Genomic DNA, 14,874 nt, shown 5'->3' with positions numbered 1-14,874 from the left:
GAATTCGGTTGCGCCACTAGCGTGGGAGAGATGATCTACCGCGGTCTTCGGCGACTGCTTGAAGTGTCGCAGTAAGGGCTGCCACAGTGTTGGACAAACCGACGATGCTGTCTTGCACCCTGTCGAGCCTTGTTAGCGTGGCGTTCTGAAATTTCTCGGAGCTAATCGTCGCCTCGGCCTGCTTGGTTTCGACGGTCGTCAGTCGTTCAGAAAGCTTGATAGCAAGATCCGATGCCTGCTGCGCGGAGCGTTGCGACTGCTCGATCTGCGATTTCATTCCGTCGAACTTGTCATCCTGCCACCCGGTGTAGAGCCAAAATAGAAACGCCAGCGTCGGCATCGCCAGCGTCATCGACAACCGCGCAATCATCGTAATGACCACGCTGTTGACGATCTTTTCGGAGGTGTTGGCCATGTCGCTCACCGTGGTTGCCCCTATTTCCAGCAGCCAGTGTTCTGGCCGTGCTTATTGTGCGAAGCGATGCTCTGCCCCGCCTTTAGATCATTGCCCGCGAGATAGACCGCCGTCGGTGCCAGGACGTCGATCTTCTGCCAGCCTGCGCAACTCGGCGGCGCATTGGTCTGGCAACCCGCCAAGCTCGACACACAGGCGAACAGGATCGAGAGCTTCAACAGCGGCGTTTTCATTGGCGCGGTCCTTGTAGGCTTTGAGGGCTGCAGTGAAGACGGTTTGGCGCTCGTAGCGCCGGCCGGTCTCGTATATTTCGTAGTGGGTCCAGCCGAGGAAGGCGGTGATCGCCAAGCCGCACATGACCGAGACGCCGAGCTTGGACGTTAGGAAGGGCCACATGGTCAGCCCTCGACCGCGCCGCGGATATCCTGAACCGCGCCGATGATCTGCCGGCGAAGCACGATCACGATCAACAACACCACCAGAGCAACACCGCCGATCGCCAGGATGGTCTGCCAGTCGGCACCGAGGAACCCGGCCACACCGACACCACCGCTGCCGAAGATCGTCGTGAGCCAGCCCCAGAGGCCGGTCTTCTTCTTGACCTGCTTGTCGACGGCCTCTGGAACGACCGGCGTTTCGACCGTGACGGGAACCTTCTCGATGACCTTCGGCTGTCCCTCGGCATGCCGGCGCGCGACCTCTGCGAGAGCGGCCTTCACCTGCGAAAGAGAAACGCCGGCGTTCTGGCCGGCGTAATGGCCCTTGCCGTCGACCTTCGGAAACGACGCCCATTCAAGCGCCAGGTTGTCGATCAGCGTGTCGAGCTTCAGCCGGCCGGCGAGCCACTTATCGATGCCGCGCTGGCCGAGCAGATAGCAGGCCAAGCGGTCCTGCATGTCGGCATCGAACTTCTCGCGGCCGGTGAGCTCGAGCTGCTGGCGCATGGTTCTGAGCGTGGTGCGGATGATCTGGTACCGGCCGAGCGCTGACGACTTCAGCTTGTTCTTCCGGTTGGCCAGCATCCTGGTTTGCAGCGTTTCAATCTGGTCGAGCGTCATGCCGACGAGATCCTGGTTGCCACCGGTATAGGCGCCGTAGCCCAGAGTTTCGTTGTAGCTGCGGCCTTTGTCGGTGCCTTCGGACTTGCCGACCAGGTCGAGCATGGGGCGATAGACGTAATAGCGGTCGCCCGCTCCCGAGGGTGCGTTCGTCATACTGATGTGTCCTTTCAAAGATTACAAAGAGATCGGCCGCCAGCGTCCTCGCGTCGGCGGTTTTCGTTTTGGCGGCTGCGAAAGTCCGATGCCGTATCAAGTACTAGGTCACCTCCCTCATTTGGGGGAGGAACAAGCGCAAAGACTTAGTTAAATAGCCTGCTACTCAAAATTGATTCAGAGACCACATGCGACTATTTTCGCAACTTCTAATAGTAGCAATTTACCTTGTATTAGATCCGGCATATGCCATCAGCCGACCGCTCTTCACGATCCCATCGATCCGCAGCGATTGTTATCTAAAGACCATCACACCAAGCGAATTTAGAAGATGTATCGACCAAAAAGTAAGAATCGTCGCGCGCGGCATGAAGGACAACATGACGTGCTCAATGGAGACGTGCCTCGTGTTTCTGCCCTGCGATCGAGACAAGTGGTGCACCGACAAGGACTATTTCGTCCACTTCAAGCCTGCGCGAGATGGCTTCGACATTGATGTCACATTGGCCGAGGGTCAAACTGGAAGATACTTCCAGTGCGGCAACTGCAATCTTTTGGTGCCCAACGCTGACAACGATCTGCCGGTTGAAATCCTCAGAGGAGACAAGGCGGTCATTCTAGAGTTTCCCTCGTCGATGGCGCCGGGACGGAGGTAGCGAAAAGCCGGACGTGCGTTGGCGCAATGTCGCGTAGAAACGCAGACGGTCTTACCAGTAGAGCCTGATCGTTATTGCCTCTGCGCGAGGACAGTCACAGGTTAGGATTTCCACCGTCATCTTGTATCCATTGCCAGCGAACTTGACCCGCGCTATTCTGCGCGCGCTTATTGGACATTCTTCGCGTAATCTCGAAAGCAGTTGCAATGCTCACGCGTCTCTGGGATCAACTGCTTGATGTATTTTCATCTCCGACATGGCAATCTCATTTGCCACAGAAGGACGTCATCGATGTTGGCGGGAATATCCTTCCAAGCGGGTTCTGGTGCTATCGTCGACGCGTACCTGGTGGGTGGCAGTATCGCTATATGAACGATGATGAACAACAAGAATTGGTTTTGTTCCACGCTATCAAATAGCAGAGATGCGGCGGGGCACTGCCCAGATAGAGCCGAGACCTTTGCCCCCGAACCCCGACTACGATACCTCCGTCAGTTCAACGAAACTGCCTGCAAACACATAGGTATTGTCCCCTGTCGCAGCTGTTTGGCTCCAACTGAATGAAAATGGCGCATCAGACGATGTCGGCGTGACTATCAGGTCGAATTCAACCATGAAAAACCCATCGCCACCTGTAATTGGGACAACCTGGCCGCTAGGATAGCCGGCAGAATAGATGAGGTCATTGCGAGTACCTGATGCATCGCGCGTCATATAGTTGCGGGTGCCACCAATGAGCGTTGCAGCGGGACCATCAAGCGCCCATTTGAAATCAGCAGCAGCAGAGGTGCTGCCCCAAATTTTCCCGCGAATATTGTAGGTATAGCCAGACCGTAGAGAAAGTTTGAGTTCCTTGTCAGCAATCGGAATCGCTGTGTTGGTACGCGATTCCGTAATTCGCTTCACGACCGTCTGCCACGGTGTGGCATCGCGCCCCTGGGAGAAGCCAGCAAGAGCCGCTAGCGCTGCAGTTCTTCCGGCGACATCATATCCCTCTGCGGTCATATGGATGCGCGAAGTGGGATCGTCCCAAAGATCGGCAGCCAGATACTTCGTATCGACAAATGTCCGGTAAGGCGGCTCCAAGTCTGCGACGCGTCTAAGTTCGCGATTGAACGACTTCATAAGCGGATCGGGAACATAACGTTCCGAAACGGCCATGATGGCAAATGGGGTTTCGCGAGGAAACCAAACTTCACCGAAGAACTGAAACCACATGGCGCTCCAGCTCTTGACGTAGTTGGCAATCGTGGCGGCACCAGCGAGATAATCGCTTTCACCTTGCCACCACAAAACATAGTCAATGGACGTCTTGCCGAGGTAGGCAAGGCACGCTTCGACAGCGGCCTTGCTGGCGGCATACATATTCGGCGTTGCGCCGGAAGTGACCACCCAATTTGCGATCGGTGTCGAGCCGCGACCAACGTTGATCACCACGACGCGCTTTGTCGGATTGCGTCGCGCGATCTCGGCGCCGAACGAATACCCGACTCCCATAATCGAACCAGGGACGGGTGCCAGAATTGTTCCCGGGTTGGCGGAGTCTGAGTTCCAGAGAAACAGGTTTGGCGGCGGTGTCCAGCTATATGCCAGAATGCGTTCGACATTGGACTGTCCAAAAACGCCGACAACAATGGTGTCAGTACCAAGCTGCGTTACGAGGCGCGCTTCTATACTTTCGGCGTATGTTTCCATCTCGGTGCCCCAAGTTTGGGCTTCGGCCATGCTGGCACCGCGAGGGGCTCCTCCGGCCGTAGTCGGCGCAAAAACAACTACGGCCGGCTTTGTGGGCGTGAACGACATCTAGGGTCTCCAAGTGGGCAATATGTTGAAAAACTTCTCGATGCAGCACTCAAACATCAAGCAACTGTGACGATTGAAGACCCTGGCGAAACGGTGCCGTTCGACGTGTAGGCGAAGGCCTGTAACTGGCATGCTCCAGTCGAAGACCAGGACTTGACCTCGCGAGGACGCACGCTTTGATACGTGTCAAACAGCGCCCATGAGCCGGCCCCGACTTTGCGCCACAACTCCACGCGAGCGACATTGAGGTTACCAGGCGCGGTGACATTGGCTGTCCAGGAACCAGTGACGTTTAGAGTGGGTGCGTCTGGCGCCGTATTTTCGATCACCATCGGATCGATGGACAGTGGTGACGAGTAGTAGGAACCCTCATCATCAGCATTGAAAAACCGGCACTTGAAGTCGACCTTCAAACCAACGCTGTTCAAGCCGGCGTAGCCGAAACGTTCACTTCCAATTCCGTTGTATTCACCCATAGAAGCATAGGGATTTGGGTTTCCGGCCGTGTAGGTTCGATATACCGCTTCCGCAGTCGTTCCGCCGACCACAGCAACAAAGCGAACTCTCGTCTCGAATGATCCATCGGGGTACTGCACAACGGTCGCGTCAGATGGCGCATCTGGCGTCGGCAATTCCGACTCGTACTGAATATCAGGGGCGCTGAGTGGTGCCGGTGCCTCCATGGTGCCGGGGTCCCATGGTTGAGCGATCAAGGTCTGTGGCCAAACGATGTAGGGTATTTCCACCATGCCTGCTTCATCGTCTATGCGCGGCGACGCGATGCGGCAGAGCATCATCTTATCGTCAAGGCTGTCCTCGATCTCGCAATATGTGACGCCCCAAGCGGCAAGGCCGGCCATGTTGGTTTTCAATCCGCCGGCATCGGCCCGGGCTTGCAGGAACAACCGGCGCGCAATGCGTTGGGCCTGAGATGGAGAGGGGCAGAACGGCAACTCGACATCGAATATCTTCTCACCGTATCGAGCGACTTCATCATCAACCCGAGCCCAGGCGATGCCTGTCATGTTGATCTCGCCCATGTCGTAGCCGCGTTCTGGCGAATAATATTTTATGCGGCAGACGTTGGGACGCTCGACAGCCTCGGGGCCTGACTTCCAGTTCAACTCCTGGATATGACGATCGGTAAACGTCAGTTCCTTGACCGGAGCATCATCGATCAAACGAATACGAATAAGGCCGGACTGGCTCAAAACGATCTCTGCGCCGATGGAGTCGAGCACCTGCTGCATCGTGTCAGCGCGCTTGCTCTCTGACGGCCAGATGCCCCAACATCTTGCCCGATGTTCAGGGACGGTCTGTGTGCCCACCAGCACATCCGCACGGCTGGCCTCCGTCTTGATGAATTCCCAATCGAAGTCTTCACTGGTCAAATCGGGGAATGAACGCATGATGTGGGCGGCACACAGGATGCCGTTGTCCGACCATTTCCAGGTTATCCAGTTGGTGACATGCTGCGTTGGATCGCGAGGGTCGTAGATAAGCGAAACGCGGGCTACCACTTCGCAATCGGGCGCACCGCCCTGGTACAACTTCTGGAACTTCTTATTGCCGTCCTCGCTGGAAAAATCCGGAACAACGAAGCGCACCAACGATTGAAAAATTCCCCGACATCGATGCGCCGAAGTCCACAATGAAGGAAAATCCGCCGCAAGTTCGGACCATGCGACCTCGTCTCCATCACCGACTTTGCTTCGGATGTACGCCCATGAGCCGGATGACTTGGCCCAAGGTGGCGAACTGACTTGACCGTCATGCTCGACAGTCACTTCCCTTCCACCGAGGAAATACTGCTCAACCGCGACCATCGGCCCTTTGACATGCCAGATCAGTCTGGAAATGACATTCGCCTTGGTGTTGCCGAAGGCTTTAAGTCCGCCAAGCTTCACCCGTCCCACCGCGTTGAACTCAGAAGTCTCCGCCTCCTGAAAGGTGTTCTTCATCTCTCCGGGGTCGATCTTCTGCTGCTTCGGGCCGAACGCCAGTTGCGCGCCGATTACAGCAGCATAGGCAGCTATCTGGACTCCAGTGTAGATCGCGCCGAAGGAAGCCACGGCGCCGAGCGGCCCGGCGAACAGCGAGAATGCGATCGGCGTGATGATGAAATCCGCCTGCGCATGTGCTGTCATCGCCAGCAGCGACACGCAGCCGGCCAAGGCAAGCTTGATCCATTTCATCAGGAGATAGCCCAGACTTTCAGATAAGTTCGTGGCGCGATCCAGAAGAACCCGCCTTCCTTGCGCCAGCAGCAGACGCTGCCGGCGGCGCAAATGACGCCGATCGGTCCAAGCCGGCGCGTGTCGATAACTGCGATGTCGCCCAGCTGAGGCGCACCGAAGCGTTCCATGACGCCGGTGCCGACAAGGCAATCATCCCACATAGCGACCAGGCCGCCAGCTTTGGCTATGAGCGCGTGCGCCTCGGCCTGGCTGGAATAGGGCGGGAGAGGGGCGGCGATGTCATTTTCGCGCAGCCATGCGTGCGGGCATGCCGAGCAATCGTCCTTGCCCCACACCACCGGCTTGTTTTCATAGCCGGCGAGAAAGGCAGCGAGCTTTTCTCTCATGATGGATTGAAGACCTCTTGCACCTTCACGCCGATGAACTGGCCGCCTTTGTCACCGGGATAACGGCGTTCCTGGTCGGAAGCATTCCAGCGACCACCGAATGGATAGTTCTGGCTCTGCCACAGGCTTTCGATCGTGAAAGCGGCGGCACGAATGCCAATGCCGGCGTGCTGCAACTGCGGCGCGGTGATCTTGCCGGGAAACATCTTCTTCAGGCTGATGGTGTTTTCCGCCGTCTCAGGGTCGAACGCCGCCCAGAACAAGTCGCAACGCCGGCCCTCGATCTGGCGTGCAGTCGCCTTGATCTCTTTCCAGAAGTCGACAGATATCCCGCCAAGTGTGATCTTGACGGCGGCGGCCTGTCCAAAGCGCGGATCCTCGACAGCATCCACTGCGATCAACTGGCTGCCGATTGGATCGGTCACGCCTCGCCACTCGTAACCGCCAACCGTGACACGGCCCACGCCGTTGTGTAGGCGCCTGATGCCTGATGGCAGATCGATCTCGGCGAACCACAGCCGCGCCACATGCGGCCCGGAGAGCCAGTCAAAGTCGGCTTCGGAGAACATTGGCATGGTCAATCCGCAAAGTACTCGCGCACGTCGTAGTCGAACGCCTCGATGAACGTCGCCGTCAGCCCTTGTGCCGCAGGCTGCTCCCGATACACGGTTGCTCCGTCCATCCCGACTAGGCGCAACGCGAGCGTAGGAGAAAGAGTGCAAAACTCGTCGACGCTGATCGTCTTGCGCAGCGGAGGCCAGATGCGGTAGCGCCCCTGTTCGAAAACCTCTGTGATCTCGTACATACCAAAGTGAAAGGGGAAGAACCCAACGAGGTCTCCCATGCCAAGCGCATGGCCCCAAAACACATTATCGAGCGAGACGATTGTGCCACCCCTCGCCGCGCCACTTACGACTGGAACAACGGGATAAGACGGCTTCCACCATTGCCCGTTTGACCATGGCTGGCCGTTCGACCAGCGTTGGGGTTCGTACTCGCCAACGATACCGGCTTCAACAGGCTCCATTCGATCTGCATCGACGTAGTTGAAACGGGTAGCGTTGGCGCCGCCATGGAGCGCGCTAATCCAACCGCGATGCTGTCGCGCAAGCCGATCCTGCATGGGCTGAAATGTGATCTGCAGCGAGATAGATCCGAAGGGGGACGAGTAGGTCTGCTCGCCACCCGCCAGTGATTCAGTGATACCAGAGTTGATGGATCTCGGACCTTTCAGCCGTTCAACACGTATGACCCTGAGATCGACGGGCCAGGAGAGTAGTCGCGCCATTTACGGCCTCGTTCCACGGATTTGCGCAACCTTGTTGCGGCCATCGACCAACTTGGGGAAATCCTTGGCCATCTTCCGATCGCGCTCGTCTAAAATGCGCTTAAATTGCGTGGCGGTATTCTGATCGGCATTGCCTTGGATTACGACAGTGGAGCCCTGGATTGTGACATTGGAAGGACGCGAATTCTGGTTGGCATAGACCGGTGCACCTGCGGCCGAGACGCCAAGACGGCCGCCAGCACCACGGCGAAGAGGCATCACGGCCTCCGGTCCTGCTTCGCCCATCAGGCCCATACCTTTGGCCATCGGGAACACTGTCGGTGTGTTGACCACACCGCCGCGCGCGAATGCCGTCACATTCCCGTTCATGAAAACGCCGCCTCGAGCAAAACCCAGTAGGCCACCAAGCAGGCTTTGGAAGAAGCCGCCGCCGAATATGCCTTTGCCGCCGCCGGCAACGTTCATGTCGTTGAGCAGCTTGAGCACAATCGGGATTGTCTGCTGGAGCGCATCACGCCACGAAACCGTTCCGTCGAGTAGTCCCTTCAGGACGCCACCAAAGCCCTTGCCGGCCTCGTTCCAAGCGTCCTGAACTGCCTTCGCCGCCTTGGTCTGGACCTCTACATGAGCCATCTCGGCCGCGAGCGCGCCAAGTTCTGCCCGTTGCGCTGCAGATAGCGTGATATGCTTCTGCTGTGCCTGGTTGAGCAGGTCTTGCGTGTATTTCAACCGAAGGGCTTCTTCCTCGGTCTGACCAATTGCCGCCTGCTCCGCTTTTAGCGAAGCGATGCGCCTGTTTGCGCCATCAACGATCTCTTTGTAGGGGTCGGCCTTTTCCTTGGCGCCCTTACCCTTCTTGCCTGCGTCGTCGACGGCAGTCAGGTTGCTCGCCAGTTCCTTGAGCTTTGCGGATGCGGCTGAAGCGCCCTTGGCGATAGCCCCGCCAATATCTCCAAGGTAGTCGCGCGACAGGTCCTTCTGGATTTGCCCGAAATGCGTGTTGTTCGCCTTTGACAGTGCATCTGCATAAGGATTGGCGATCTGGCCGAAGTCAACTGTGCCGATCTTCCCGATGTTGAACCCGCCGGGGAGTTTCGCAAGGGCACCATTGACCTTCTCGATGAGGCTATCAAGCATCCCCGAGGCTGCATTAATCATCTGTTGAATGGCGGATATCGCAGCGTTGGCCGCGCCCACCGCAGCGGCACCAACGATGTTCGGAAGCTGGTTCCAGATGAATTGGATATCGTGGAACGACGCAACGAAGCTGCCGATGATGTAGTTCACGCCGGTCTTTGCAGCGCCGACGATATCGACGCCGAAGATTTGAGCGAGTTCATCCCGGAAAATGACTGCGGCCGTCACAGCTGCAGCAATGCCGAGGACAAAAGCCGTTGCCGGATTGGCCATTGCAAAGCCCGCCGCCAGACCGATGAGCCGAGCCGTGATGCCGAGGATCATCTCCGAGAGGAGCGTCAGGCCACCGAGGATCGCAGGAGCATAAAGCAGCGCGAGGCCGGCAGCAGCGGCCACGGCATAGGGTGCGATAGTGGGCAGAATGCTGGCAAGACCATTCAAAGCTGATGCCGCCACGCTCGCCCAGTTCACCAACTGAAGGCCGGCAGCGAGAAGCGATGTCAGGCCAATGACAATCAGGCTTACCGGCGAAAGAACCGAAAGAAACGCAGCGCCGAGGCCACGCACCGGGTTCTCCATGGTGGCCAACACAGCCGCCAACTGAGTGCCCTGCTGCAAGCCGATCTGAAGCGCACCCATGCCCATCTGGGCACTGACAGCGATGTCCTGAAACTGCGCCGCTATATTCGCCGTGTTGAATTTGCTGAGCGACTTCACGTTAGAATTGGCCGCTACGCCGTGGGCACGCATGGCCTGGGCAGCCTTGTTCGCCGCCGCAGCCTCGGCGTTGATAGCAGCAGCAGCGTTCTGGGCGCCATTGGACACACCCGTTGCGGCTACCTGGGCACGCTTCGCCGAGTTCGTGAGCTGATCAAGGGCGCGGGTGCCCTTCTCAACCTGGTCACTTCGGACCTCAAGGCCAAGAGTTGCCACGTCTGCCATGGGCTTTACCTTTGCGGTGTGCCGGCGCTATCTACGTTCGAACGGCTCTTGACGCTCAAGAAGAACGAGGTTTCGCCCTATACCTGCGTGCGCGCCGTGCTCTACGCCGACGGCACCAAGGAAGAGTTTAAGTAGCTTCTCGACTCTGGTCCTGCCCACTGCTTTGATGAAGCGGGCACTAATGGGGAATTCCATGACCGACTTTCCAGACATTCCACCAGCAGAGCGGATTACACAGACGCTCGGCGCCATCATGCTCGTTCAGAGCGCTATCATTGCCGAGCTTATGCGGAAGGGCGTCTTCGATCACGACAGCATCGAAGCAATGAAGACGACCTTCGACACGGACACAGTCGCCGGGAAACTAGCCTTTGATCGGCTTAAGCCATTTGAGAAGAAGGCTGACTGATTGTCCGATCGCCTTAGCCTGCGAATAGGGCGAAGGCTTTTTGTCGGGCTTATTCATTTTCTACTCCTTCTTCTGGGGATCGGAGCGCCGCCGGTCAGCTTGCTCTTTGGCGATCGTGTCGAGATAGGAGGCATCCATGTCGCGGATGATGCCGACCTCCTCGCGCCTTATGATCGTGCCGGTTAGGACCGACCAATTGGCTATCTCGGTCATGGAGAGCGGATTTGGACCGTTGATGCCCTGTGACCGGGCCGAGGCAATATCCCAGAACCATTCCAGCAGGTATTGCAGGTCTGGTGGTAGAGGATCAGGCTCGACGGTCTCAATCCCGAACCGCTCGTTCCGCTGTCGTCGCGTCTCGCCCTTCTCATCTGCGATATTGAGCCGTGTTATCTGAGCGATGTGCTCAGCCAGAACCGGCCCTATTTCAAGAAAAAAGCGGCTTCGTCTCCGAGCGCAGTGTCGACCTGTTTCGCGATCCAGCTGACGGCGAGCAGCTTGCTGACGTTGATCTTCGTCAGTTGCGGGTTCTCGTCACCATCGAGGTTGGGTTGTTCGCCGTAGACCGCCTCCTTCTTGCCAACGGCCGGGGCAAGCAGTGGGCGCTCCCATTTCCAGCCGACAATGGCGGCGGCAAGGATCTCGACCGTATTGTCTTCGATCTTCTCGGCCGTGACGGTGTTGCGGCCGCCACGAAGGGCACGATTCTTTATCTGGCGCTCGACCGCTTTCACACGATCGTCTTCCAGGCTGACGCACTCGATCGTCAGGCCGATCGGGGCTCCGGTGGCCGGATGCTTGATCTCAACCGAGATATTCCCCGGCTGAAGGGAAAGAATGTCCATTGTTCACCTGTCGGAATGTCGGGTGTCGGGGATAGGCCGCCAGCGCCCCGACAGCGCCAGCGGCCCGTTCCTGCGCAGAATGCGGCTAGACGACGGCAGCGGTAGCGGCGGAGGTCGCCGAGGCATTGCCGGCCGGGTTGGTACCGGTGACAGACACGCTGATGCTCTTGGTGGCATCTGCGACCACGAGCGTATAGCTGGCCGAAGTTGCGCCAGCGATGTTCGTCCCGTCCCGCTTCCACTGGTAGGTGAAGGCTGGCTCGCCGGTCCACTTGCCAGGAATGGCTGTCAACGTAGAGCCCTGCGTCAGGACGCCAGCGATCGACGGCAGTTGCGTGTTGGCTGGCGCGACGAGCGATACCGGATCGACGACGATTTCGATCTGGTTGAGGCCGAGCTTGTAGACCTCGAGCACGAAGTCCTCGTTTCGGCCGTTCGGACGGCGGGGACCTGTCACGACTCCGCGGTTATAGTAGACTGAATTGGTGTGGTTCGCATCCGGCGCGTCGTTGTCCTCAGTCTTGAACGCATAGTTGAATTTTGTCTTCGCCGCGGCACGCATGGCTTTCTGGCCATCGTCGGCCGCGTTGCGCGCGACCTCGACGTCAGGATCACCGGCGTTCGAAATGCCCTTCTGCTTCTGGGTGACTTCCGTCGCCAACTCGTCATAGGTCGGAAGGTTGGTGTCCGTGCCGGATTCGCCGATGCTGCCGACGTTCTTCACTTCTAGCCAGTTCAGCGCCTCGTATTGAGCCTGATTGAGGTCTGTCGGCTGCGGCGCCGGCGTGGTGCCACCGGGAGCCGTTACCGCAACGTAGAACTTCCGGCCCTTGTTCGTATTTGCCATGTCTGGGGTCTCCTATGGCATAAGAAAACCCCGCTCGATGGCGGGGCGATTGACCCGATCACGTCGGGAATGAGGATACCTTGCCGAAGGGCGGTTAGGCGAGCGAGCCAGAGGATTTGGCTTGCAATTTCGTATCCTATAGACTACAAATATTCATGGTCGAAGTCGTCACAACCAATGTCTTTGATGAATGGCTGGGCAGGCTTCGCGACCGTCGCGCGAGGTCGCTCATTCAAGCTCGGATCGACCGTGTCGAGGAAGGAAACCTCGGTGATCACAAGTTCTTTTCCGGAATCGGCGAGCTTCGTATCGCCCACGGCCCCGGATACCGCGTCTACTTCGTCAAGCGCGGCGATGTGGTCGTTATCCTTCTGTGCGGCGGCGACAAAGGCAGTCAGGATCGAGACATCAAACGGGCGCTCGAAATTGCAAAGGAGGTCTAGAAATGGCCATCACAACCAAGAAGTGGGACGTAACGGAATACCTCAAGACCGAGGAAGACGTTCTGGCCTATATCGATGCGGCCATGGAGGACGGCGACCTGCCTCTTATCTACAAGGCCCTCGGTAATGCTGCTCGTTCCCATGGCATGACTGAAATCGCCAAGAAGACCGGCATGTCTCGCGAAAGCCTCTACAAGGCCCTCAGCGAGAATGGTAATCCCTCCTTGGCAACCGTTGCCTCTGTCCTTGAGGCGATGGGCCTGCGCCTTTCCATTGCCGCCCGCGAGCCGGCAGAAGCTGCCTAAGCGAAGCATTCGATAGGCACTGTCACCGGCACCTGCAAGAAGACATCACCAGCAATTGCGCCAACTACATGCGGCGCGCTGGTTACGCGACACGTCACGCCACTGTACGTCATCTTCAAATCAGCAGGAAAATGGGCTGCGATCTGTGCCGCGACCTGAGTGGCTTGCTTTCCGGTCCAGGTCTTCTTTGCCATCATGTCAACCTGTAGAAGGCCCAAGCGCTGATGCGGATCGGTTGACCCGATAAACAACCGGCGGGTCACGTTCGGTATCCATGTCGCCCGAATGTAGGGCCTGTCTGCATTTGGCGTGTATGTTGGTCCGTCGGTCCAGACTATGGGATACGTGCCGGCCAATGGCAATGTTGCCACACGATCCTCTATGGCTTCGCGCATCGCTGCTTCAATTGTCGGAACGGACATGCTTCACCCAATGAAATGGGCGGCTCCGCGTTGGAACCGCCCTACTGTTTACCGGCCGTGACACACCGGAGCACGCCAGAGCACGCCTGGACGTGCCTCGCCTGCCCTGCCGTGCCGTGCCTTGCACAGCCTCAACTCGCAATGCCTTGCCTGCCCAAACGAGCCGTGACTAGCCTAACCTCGGGATGCCTTGCCTGCCGTGCCGCGACTAGCCGCAACCCGCCTAGCCAAAACTTACCTAGCCTGCCCTACCTTGATCCTCGCCAGCCGGATGGGCATCCGGCTCCGCGCATTTCACCTGCCTAACCATGGCGCGCCACGGCACACCGAACCCGGACATGCCAGACCCCGCCTGCCTTGAAGCCCTAATGCTTTGCGGCCTTTGGCAGATGCCGATCTACCTCGTCGATGACGGTGATAAGATCAGAAAATTCCTGCAGATGTTTGTAGCGGGACTTCCAAGCTTGGAGCTCTCGCCACGCCTGCTGAAGAACCATCTTTCGTGTCTTCTGCTGACTCATCGCGTGCGATGCTTCTCGATAGTGAGGTGCAGACGGTTCAGCGATATGCACGAACGCCTTCGTCCTCACGGCCGGCTTATCCTCGCTGACATAGATCGCGACGACGCTCCTGATTAACCCTCGCGCTTGCGCGAGCCGGTGCTGATGCGCAGCGGCACTGTCTGACCATTCAAAGTACGGATGCAAAGGTGAGTTGTCGTGCTTCGCGTCCTCCAAGACATCCTCAGGCGTCAACTCGTTCTGGTGCTGCTTCCGTAGCAACTCTAGATGGTCCCCGACCGCCTTCGCTGCCTTCGCATCGTGCGGGGCTCCGGCCTGGAACCGTGCGCCGTCGCTGAATTCGAAGCCGCCGATCCTCATGACAGCTTCTCCAAGTCAGTTTCGGTCGCGACGTGGAAGCAGCCATATTGGCCGTCACGCTCAGGACGCCATTCGCCGCAGCCGACCGCGAAACCGGCGACATTCAGCAAGTTGAGGATTTGGGCCTCGCTCAACACATTGGCGTTGTACTTGACCAAGATGCGAGCATGCCAATCGGGAAACTCGGCACGGTAACGCAGGTCGGCCGTTCCCAAGCCGACCCTGACCATGTCTTCACGCATCTGTGGCGTTCCGTAGATCCTCGCAAGATTGACCCGCGAAACAGAACCTTCGAAAGCTCCACGAATGTCAGCGTCTTCGCCAATCACAGCAAACGCCTGCCGGGCTGCGATTTTCGTCAATCCTCCGACCGAAGTTGCTGCGGTGACAGCGCTCGCTTTGAAAGCCACGGAAGGAAAGCCGTAGCCGCCGTCGCTGAGGCGATACATCGACGCTTCGAAATCTGCACGCGGGTCTTTGGCCTCACGCGCGCCCTTCGGCAATTTCAGTTGCTTCGCCAACATCTCGTTCTTGGCCTTGTGCGACCACGCGTGAACGATAAGCGGGCTATCTCCGATTAGGACCACGTCCATCATTTGGAGGTTGAGCGGAGGCAGTTCGATACCGATTTCCTTCTTGGCTGCTTGTGCCATGTGATGTCTCCTTCGGCATCCCGGCCCTGG

Annotated in this window: 19 protein-coding genes; 4 read left to right on the top strand and 15 right to left on the bottom strand. The window is 58.0% G+C overall.

What is annotated here, in order from left to right:
• Positions 1 to 16: 16 nt before the first annotated feature.
• The 3 genes from ACFJIU_RS07425 to ACFJIU_RS07415 form a co-directional block, all read right to left on the bottom strand.
• Positions 17 to 415 carry a hypothetical protein gene (locus ACFJIU_RS07425; protein WP_379069402.1) on the bottom strand — a complete coding sequence of 133 codons (399 nt, stop codon included), beginning with the start codon at positions 413 to 415 and terminating at the stop codon, positions 17 to 19.
• A gap of 87 nt (positions 416 to 502) precedes the next feature.
• Positions 503 to 811 (bottom strand): hypothetical protein, encoded by a 309-nt coding sequence (locus ACFJIU_RS07420; protein WP_379069399.1) that lies wholly within the window; start codon positions 809 to 811, stop codon positions 503 to 505.
• Positions 812 to 813: 2 nt separating this feature from the next.
• The gene (locus ACFJIU_RS07415) at positions 814 to 1,629 is read right to left on the bottom strand and encodes a hypothetical protein (RefSeq protein WP_379069397.1); all 816 of its coding nucleotides are present in this window, start codon (positions 1,627 to 1,629) and stop codon (positions 814 to 816) included.
• Between the two features lie 188 nt (positions 1,630 to 1,817).
• Between ACFJIU_RS07415 and ACFJIU_RS07410 the strand changes: the two genes are divergently transcribed.
• Complete coding sequence (locus tag ACFJIU_RS07410) at positions 1,818 to 2,285, top strand: hypothetical protein (protein WP_379069394.1); 468 nt, start codon at positions 1,818 to 1,820, stop codon at positions 2,283 to 2,285.
• Positions 2,286 to 2,762: 477 nt separating this feature from the next.
• Here ACFJIU_RS07410 and ACFJIU_RS07405 read toward each other — a convergent pair whose 3' ends face one another.
• The 6 genes from ACFJIU_RS07405 to ACFJIU_RS07380 are packed head-to-tail and all read right to left on the bottom strand — an operon-like array spanning position 2,763 to position 10,039.
• The gene (locus ACFJIU_RS07405; RefSeq protein WP_379069391.1) at positions 2,763 to 4,088 is read right to left on the bottom strand and encodes a sialate O-acetylesterase; all 1,326 of its coding nucleotides are present in this window, start codon (positions 4,086 to 4,088) and stop codon (positions 2,763 to 2,765) included.
• A 56-nt stretch (positions 4,089 to 4,144) separates the two neighbouring features.
• Complete coding sequence (locus tag ACFJIU_RS07400) at positions 4,145 to 6,283, bottom strand: phage tail protein (protein WP_379069388.1); 2,139 nt, start codon at positions 6,281 to 6,283, stop codon at positions 4,145 to 4,147.
• Positions 6,283 to 6,672: a DUF6950 family protein gene (locus tag ACFJIU_RS07395; RefSeq protein WP_379069385.1), complete on the bottom strand. Its 390-nt coding sequence runs from the start codon at positions 6,670 to 6,672 to the stop codon at positions 6,283 to 6,285. The genes ACFJIU_RS07400 and ACFJIU_RS07395 overlap by 1 nt, the downstream gene beginning before the upstream one ends.
• Positions 6,669 to 7,247 carry a transcriptional regulator gene (locus ACFJIU_RS07390; protein WP_379069382.1) on the bottom strand — a complete coding sequence of 193 codons (579 nt, stop codon included), beginning with the start codon at positions 7,245 to 7,247 and terminating at the stop codon, positions 6,669 to 6,671. The genes ACFJIU_RS07395 and ACFJIU_RS07390 overlap by 4 nt, the downstream gene beginning before the upstream one ends.
• 2 nt (positions 7,248 to 7,249) lie before the next feature.
• Entirely contained in the window at positions 7,250 to 7,960 is a 711-nt protein-coding gene (locus tag ACFJIU_RS07385) for a hypothetical protein (RefSeq protein ID WP_379069380.1), read from the bottom strand.
• On the bottom strand, positions 7,961 to 10,039 hold the full coding sequence (locus tag ACFJIU_RS07380) for a phage tail length tape measure family protein (RefSeq protein WP_379069377.1): 2,079 nt from the start codon (positions 10,037 to 10,039) through the stop codon (positions 7,961 to 7,963).
• Positions 10,040 to 10,232: 193 nt separating this feature from the next.
• Here ACFJIU_RS07380 and ACFJIU_RS07375 point away from each other — a divergent pair, with 193 nt between their 5' ends.
• The gene (locus ACFJIU_RS07375) at positions 10,233 to 10,448 is read left to right on the top strand and encodes a hypothetical protein (RefSeq protein WP_379069374.1); all 216 of its coding nucleotides are present in this window, start codon (positions 10,233 to 10,235) and stop codon (positions 10,446 to 10,448) included.
• Between the two features lie 60 nt (positions 10,449 to 10,508).
• Here the strand turns inward: ACFJIU_RS07375 and ACFJIU_RS07370 are convergent, their stop codons facing one another.
• The 3 genes from ACFJIU_RS07370 to ACFJIU_RS07360 all read right to left on the bottom strand — a co-directional run bounded on the left by ACFJIU_RS07370 (position 10,509) and on the right by ACFJIU_RS07360 (position 12,140).
• Positions 10,509 to 10,661, bottom strand: a complete 153-nt coding sequence (locus ACFJIU_RS07370; protein ID WP_379069372.1) for a hypothetical protein — start codon at positions 10,659 to 10,661, stop codon at positions 10,509 to 10,511.
• Between the two features lie 209 nt (positions 10,662 to 10,870).
• A complete protein-coding gene (locus ACFJIU_RS07365) occupies positions 10,871 to 11,293 on the bottom strand; it encodes a hypothetical protein (protein WP_379069369.1) in 423 nt (140 codons plus the stop codon).
• Positions 11,294 to 11,378: 85 nt separating this feature from the next.
• Positions 11,379 to 12,140: a hypothetical protein gene (locus ACFJIU_RS07360; RefSeq protein ID WP_379069366.1), complete on the bottom strand. Its 762-nt coding sequence runs from the start codon at positions 12,138 to 12,140 to the stop codon at positions 11,379 to 11,381.
• Positions 12,141 to 12,295: 155 nt separating this feature from the next.
• On the opposite strand from ACFJIU_RS07360, the gene ACFJIU_RS07355 reads away from it, so the two are divergent.
• Both ACFJIU_RS07355 and ACFJIU_RS07350 read left to right on the top strand, forming a co-directional pair.
• Positions 12,296 to 12,583: a type II toxin-antitoxin system RelE/ParE family toxin gene (locus ACFJIU_RS07355; RefSeq protein WP_379069363.1), complete on the top strand. Its 288-nt coding sequence runs from the start codon at positions 12,296 to 12,298 to the stop codon at positions 12,581 to 12,583.
• A gap of 2 nt (positions 12,584 to 12,585) precedes the next feature.
• On the top strand, positions 12,586 to 12,888 hold the full coding sequence (locus ACFJIU_RS07350; protein ID WP_379069360.1) for an addiction module antidote protein: 303 nt from the start codon (positions 12,586 to 12,588) through the stop codon (positions 12,886 to 12,888).
• Here the strand turns inward: ACFJIU_RS07350 and ACFJIU_RS07345 are convergent.
• The 3 genes from ACFJIU_RS07345 to ACFJIU_RS07335 form a co-directional block, all read right to left on the bottom strand.
• Positions 12,885 to 13,310: a phage tail terminator-like protein gene (locus ACFJIU_RS07345; RefSeq protein WP_379069358.1), complete on the bottom strand. Its 426-nt coding sequence runs from the start codon at positions 13,308 to 13,310 to the stop codon at positions 12,885 to 12,887. The genes ACFJIU_RS07350 and ACFJIU_RS07345 overlap by 4 nt on opposite strands.
• Before the next feature lie 365 nt (positions 13,311 to 13,675).
• Positions 13,676 to 14,191 carry a hypothetical protein gene (locus ACFJIU_RS07340; RefSeq protein WP_379069356.1) on the bottom strand — a complete coding sequence of 172 codons (516 nt, stop codon included), beginning with the start codon at positions 14,189 to 14,191 and terminating at the stop codon, positions 13,676 to 13,678.
• Positions 14,188 to 14,844, bottom strand: coding sequence for a hypothetical protein (locus ACFJIU_RS07335; RefSeq protein WP_379069353.1), 657 nt, complete (start codon positions 14,842 to 14,844; stop codon positions 14,188 to 14,190). The genes ACFJIU_RS07340 and ACFJIU_RS07335 overlap by 4 nt, the downstream gene beginning before the upstream one ends.
• Positions 14,845 to 14,874: the final 30 nt, after the last annotated feature.

Source organism: Mesorhizobium sp. UC74_2 (genome assembly GCF_042701485.1).
Lineage (GTDB): Bacteria > Pseudomonadota > Alphaproteobacteria > Rhizobiales > Rhizobiaceae > Mesorhizobium.
This window is presented reverse-complemented; position numbering and strand designations above follow the sequence as displayed.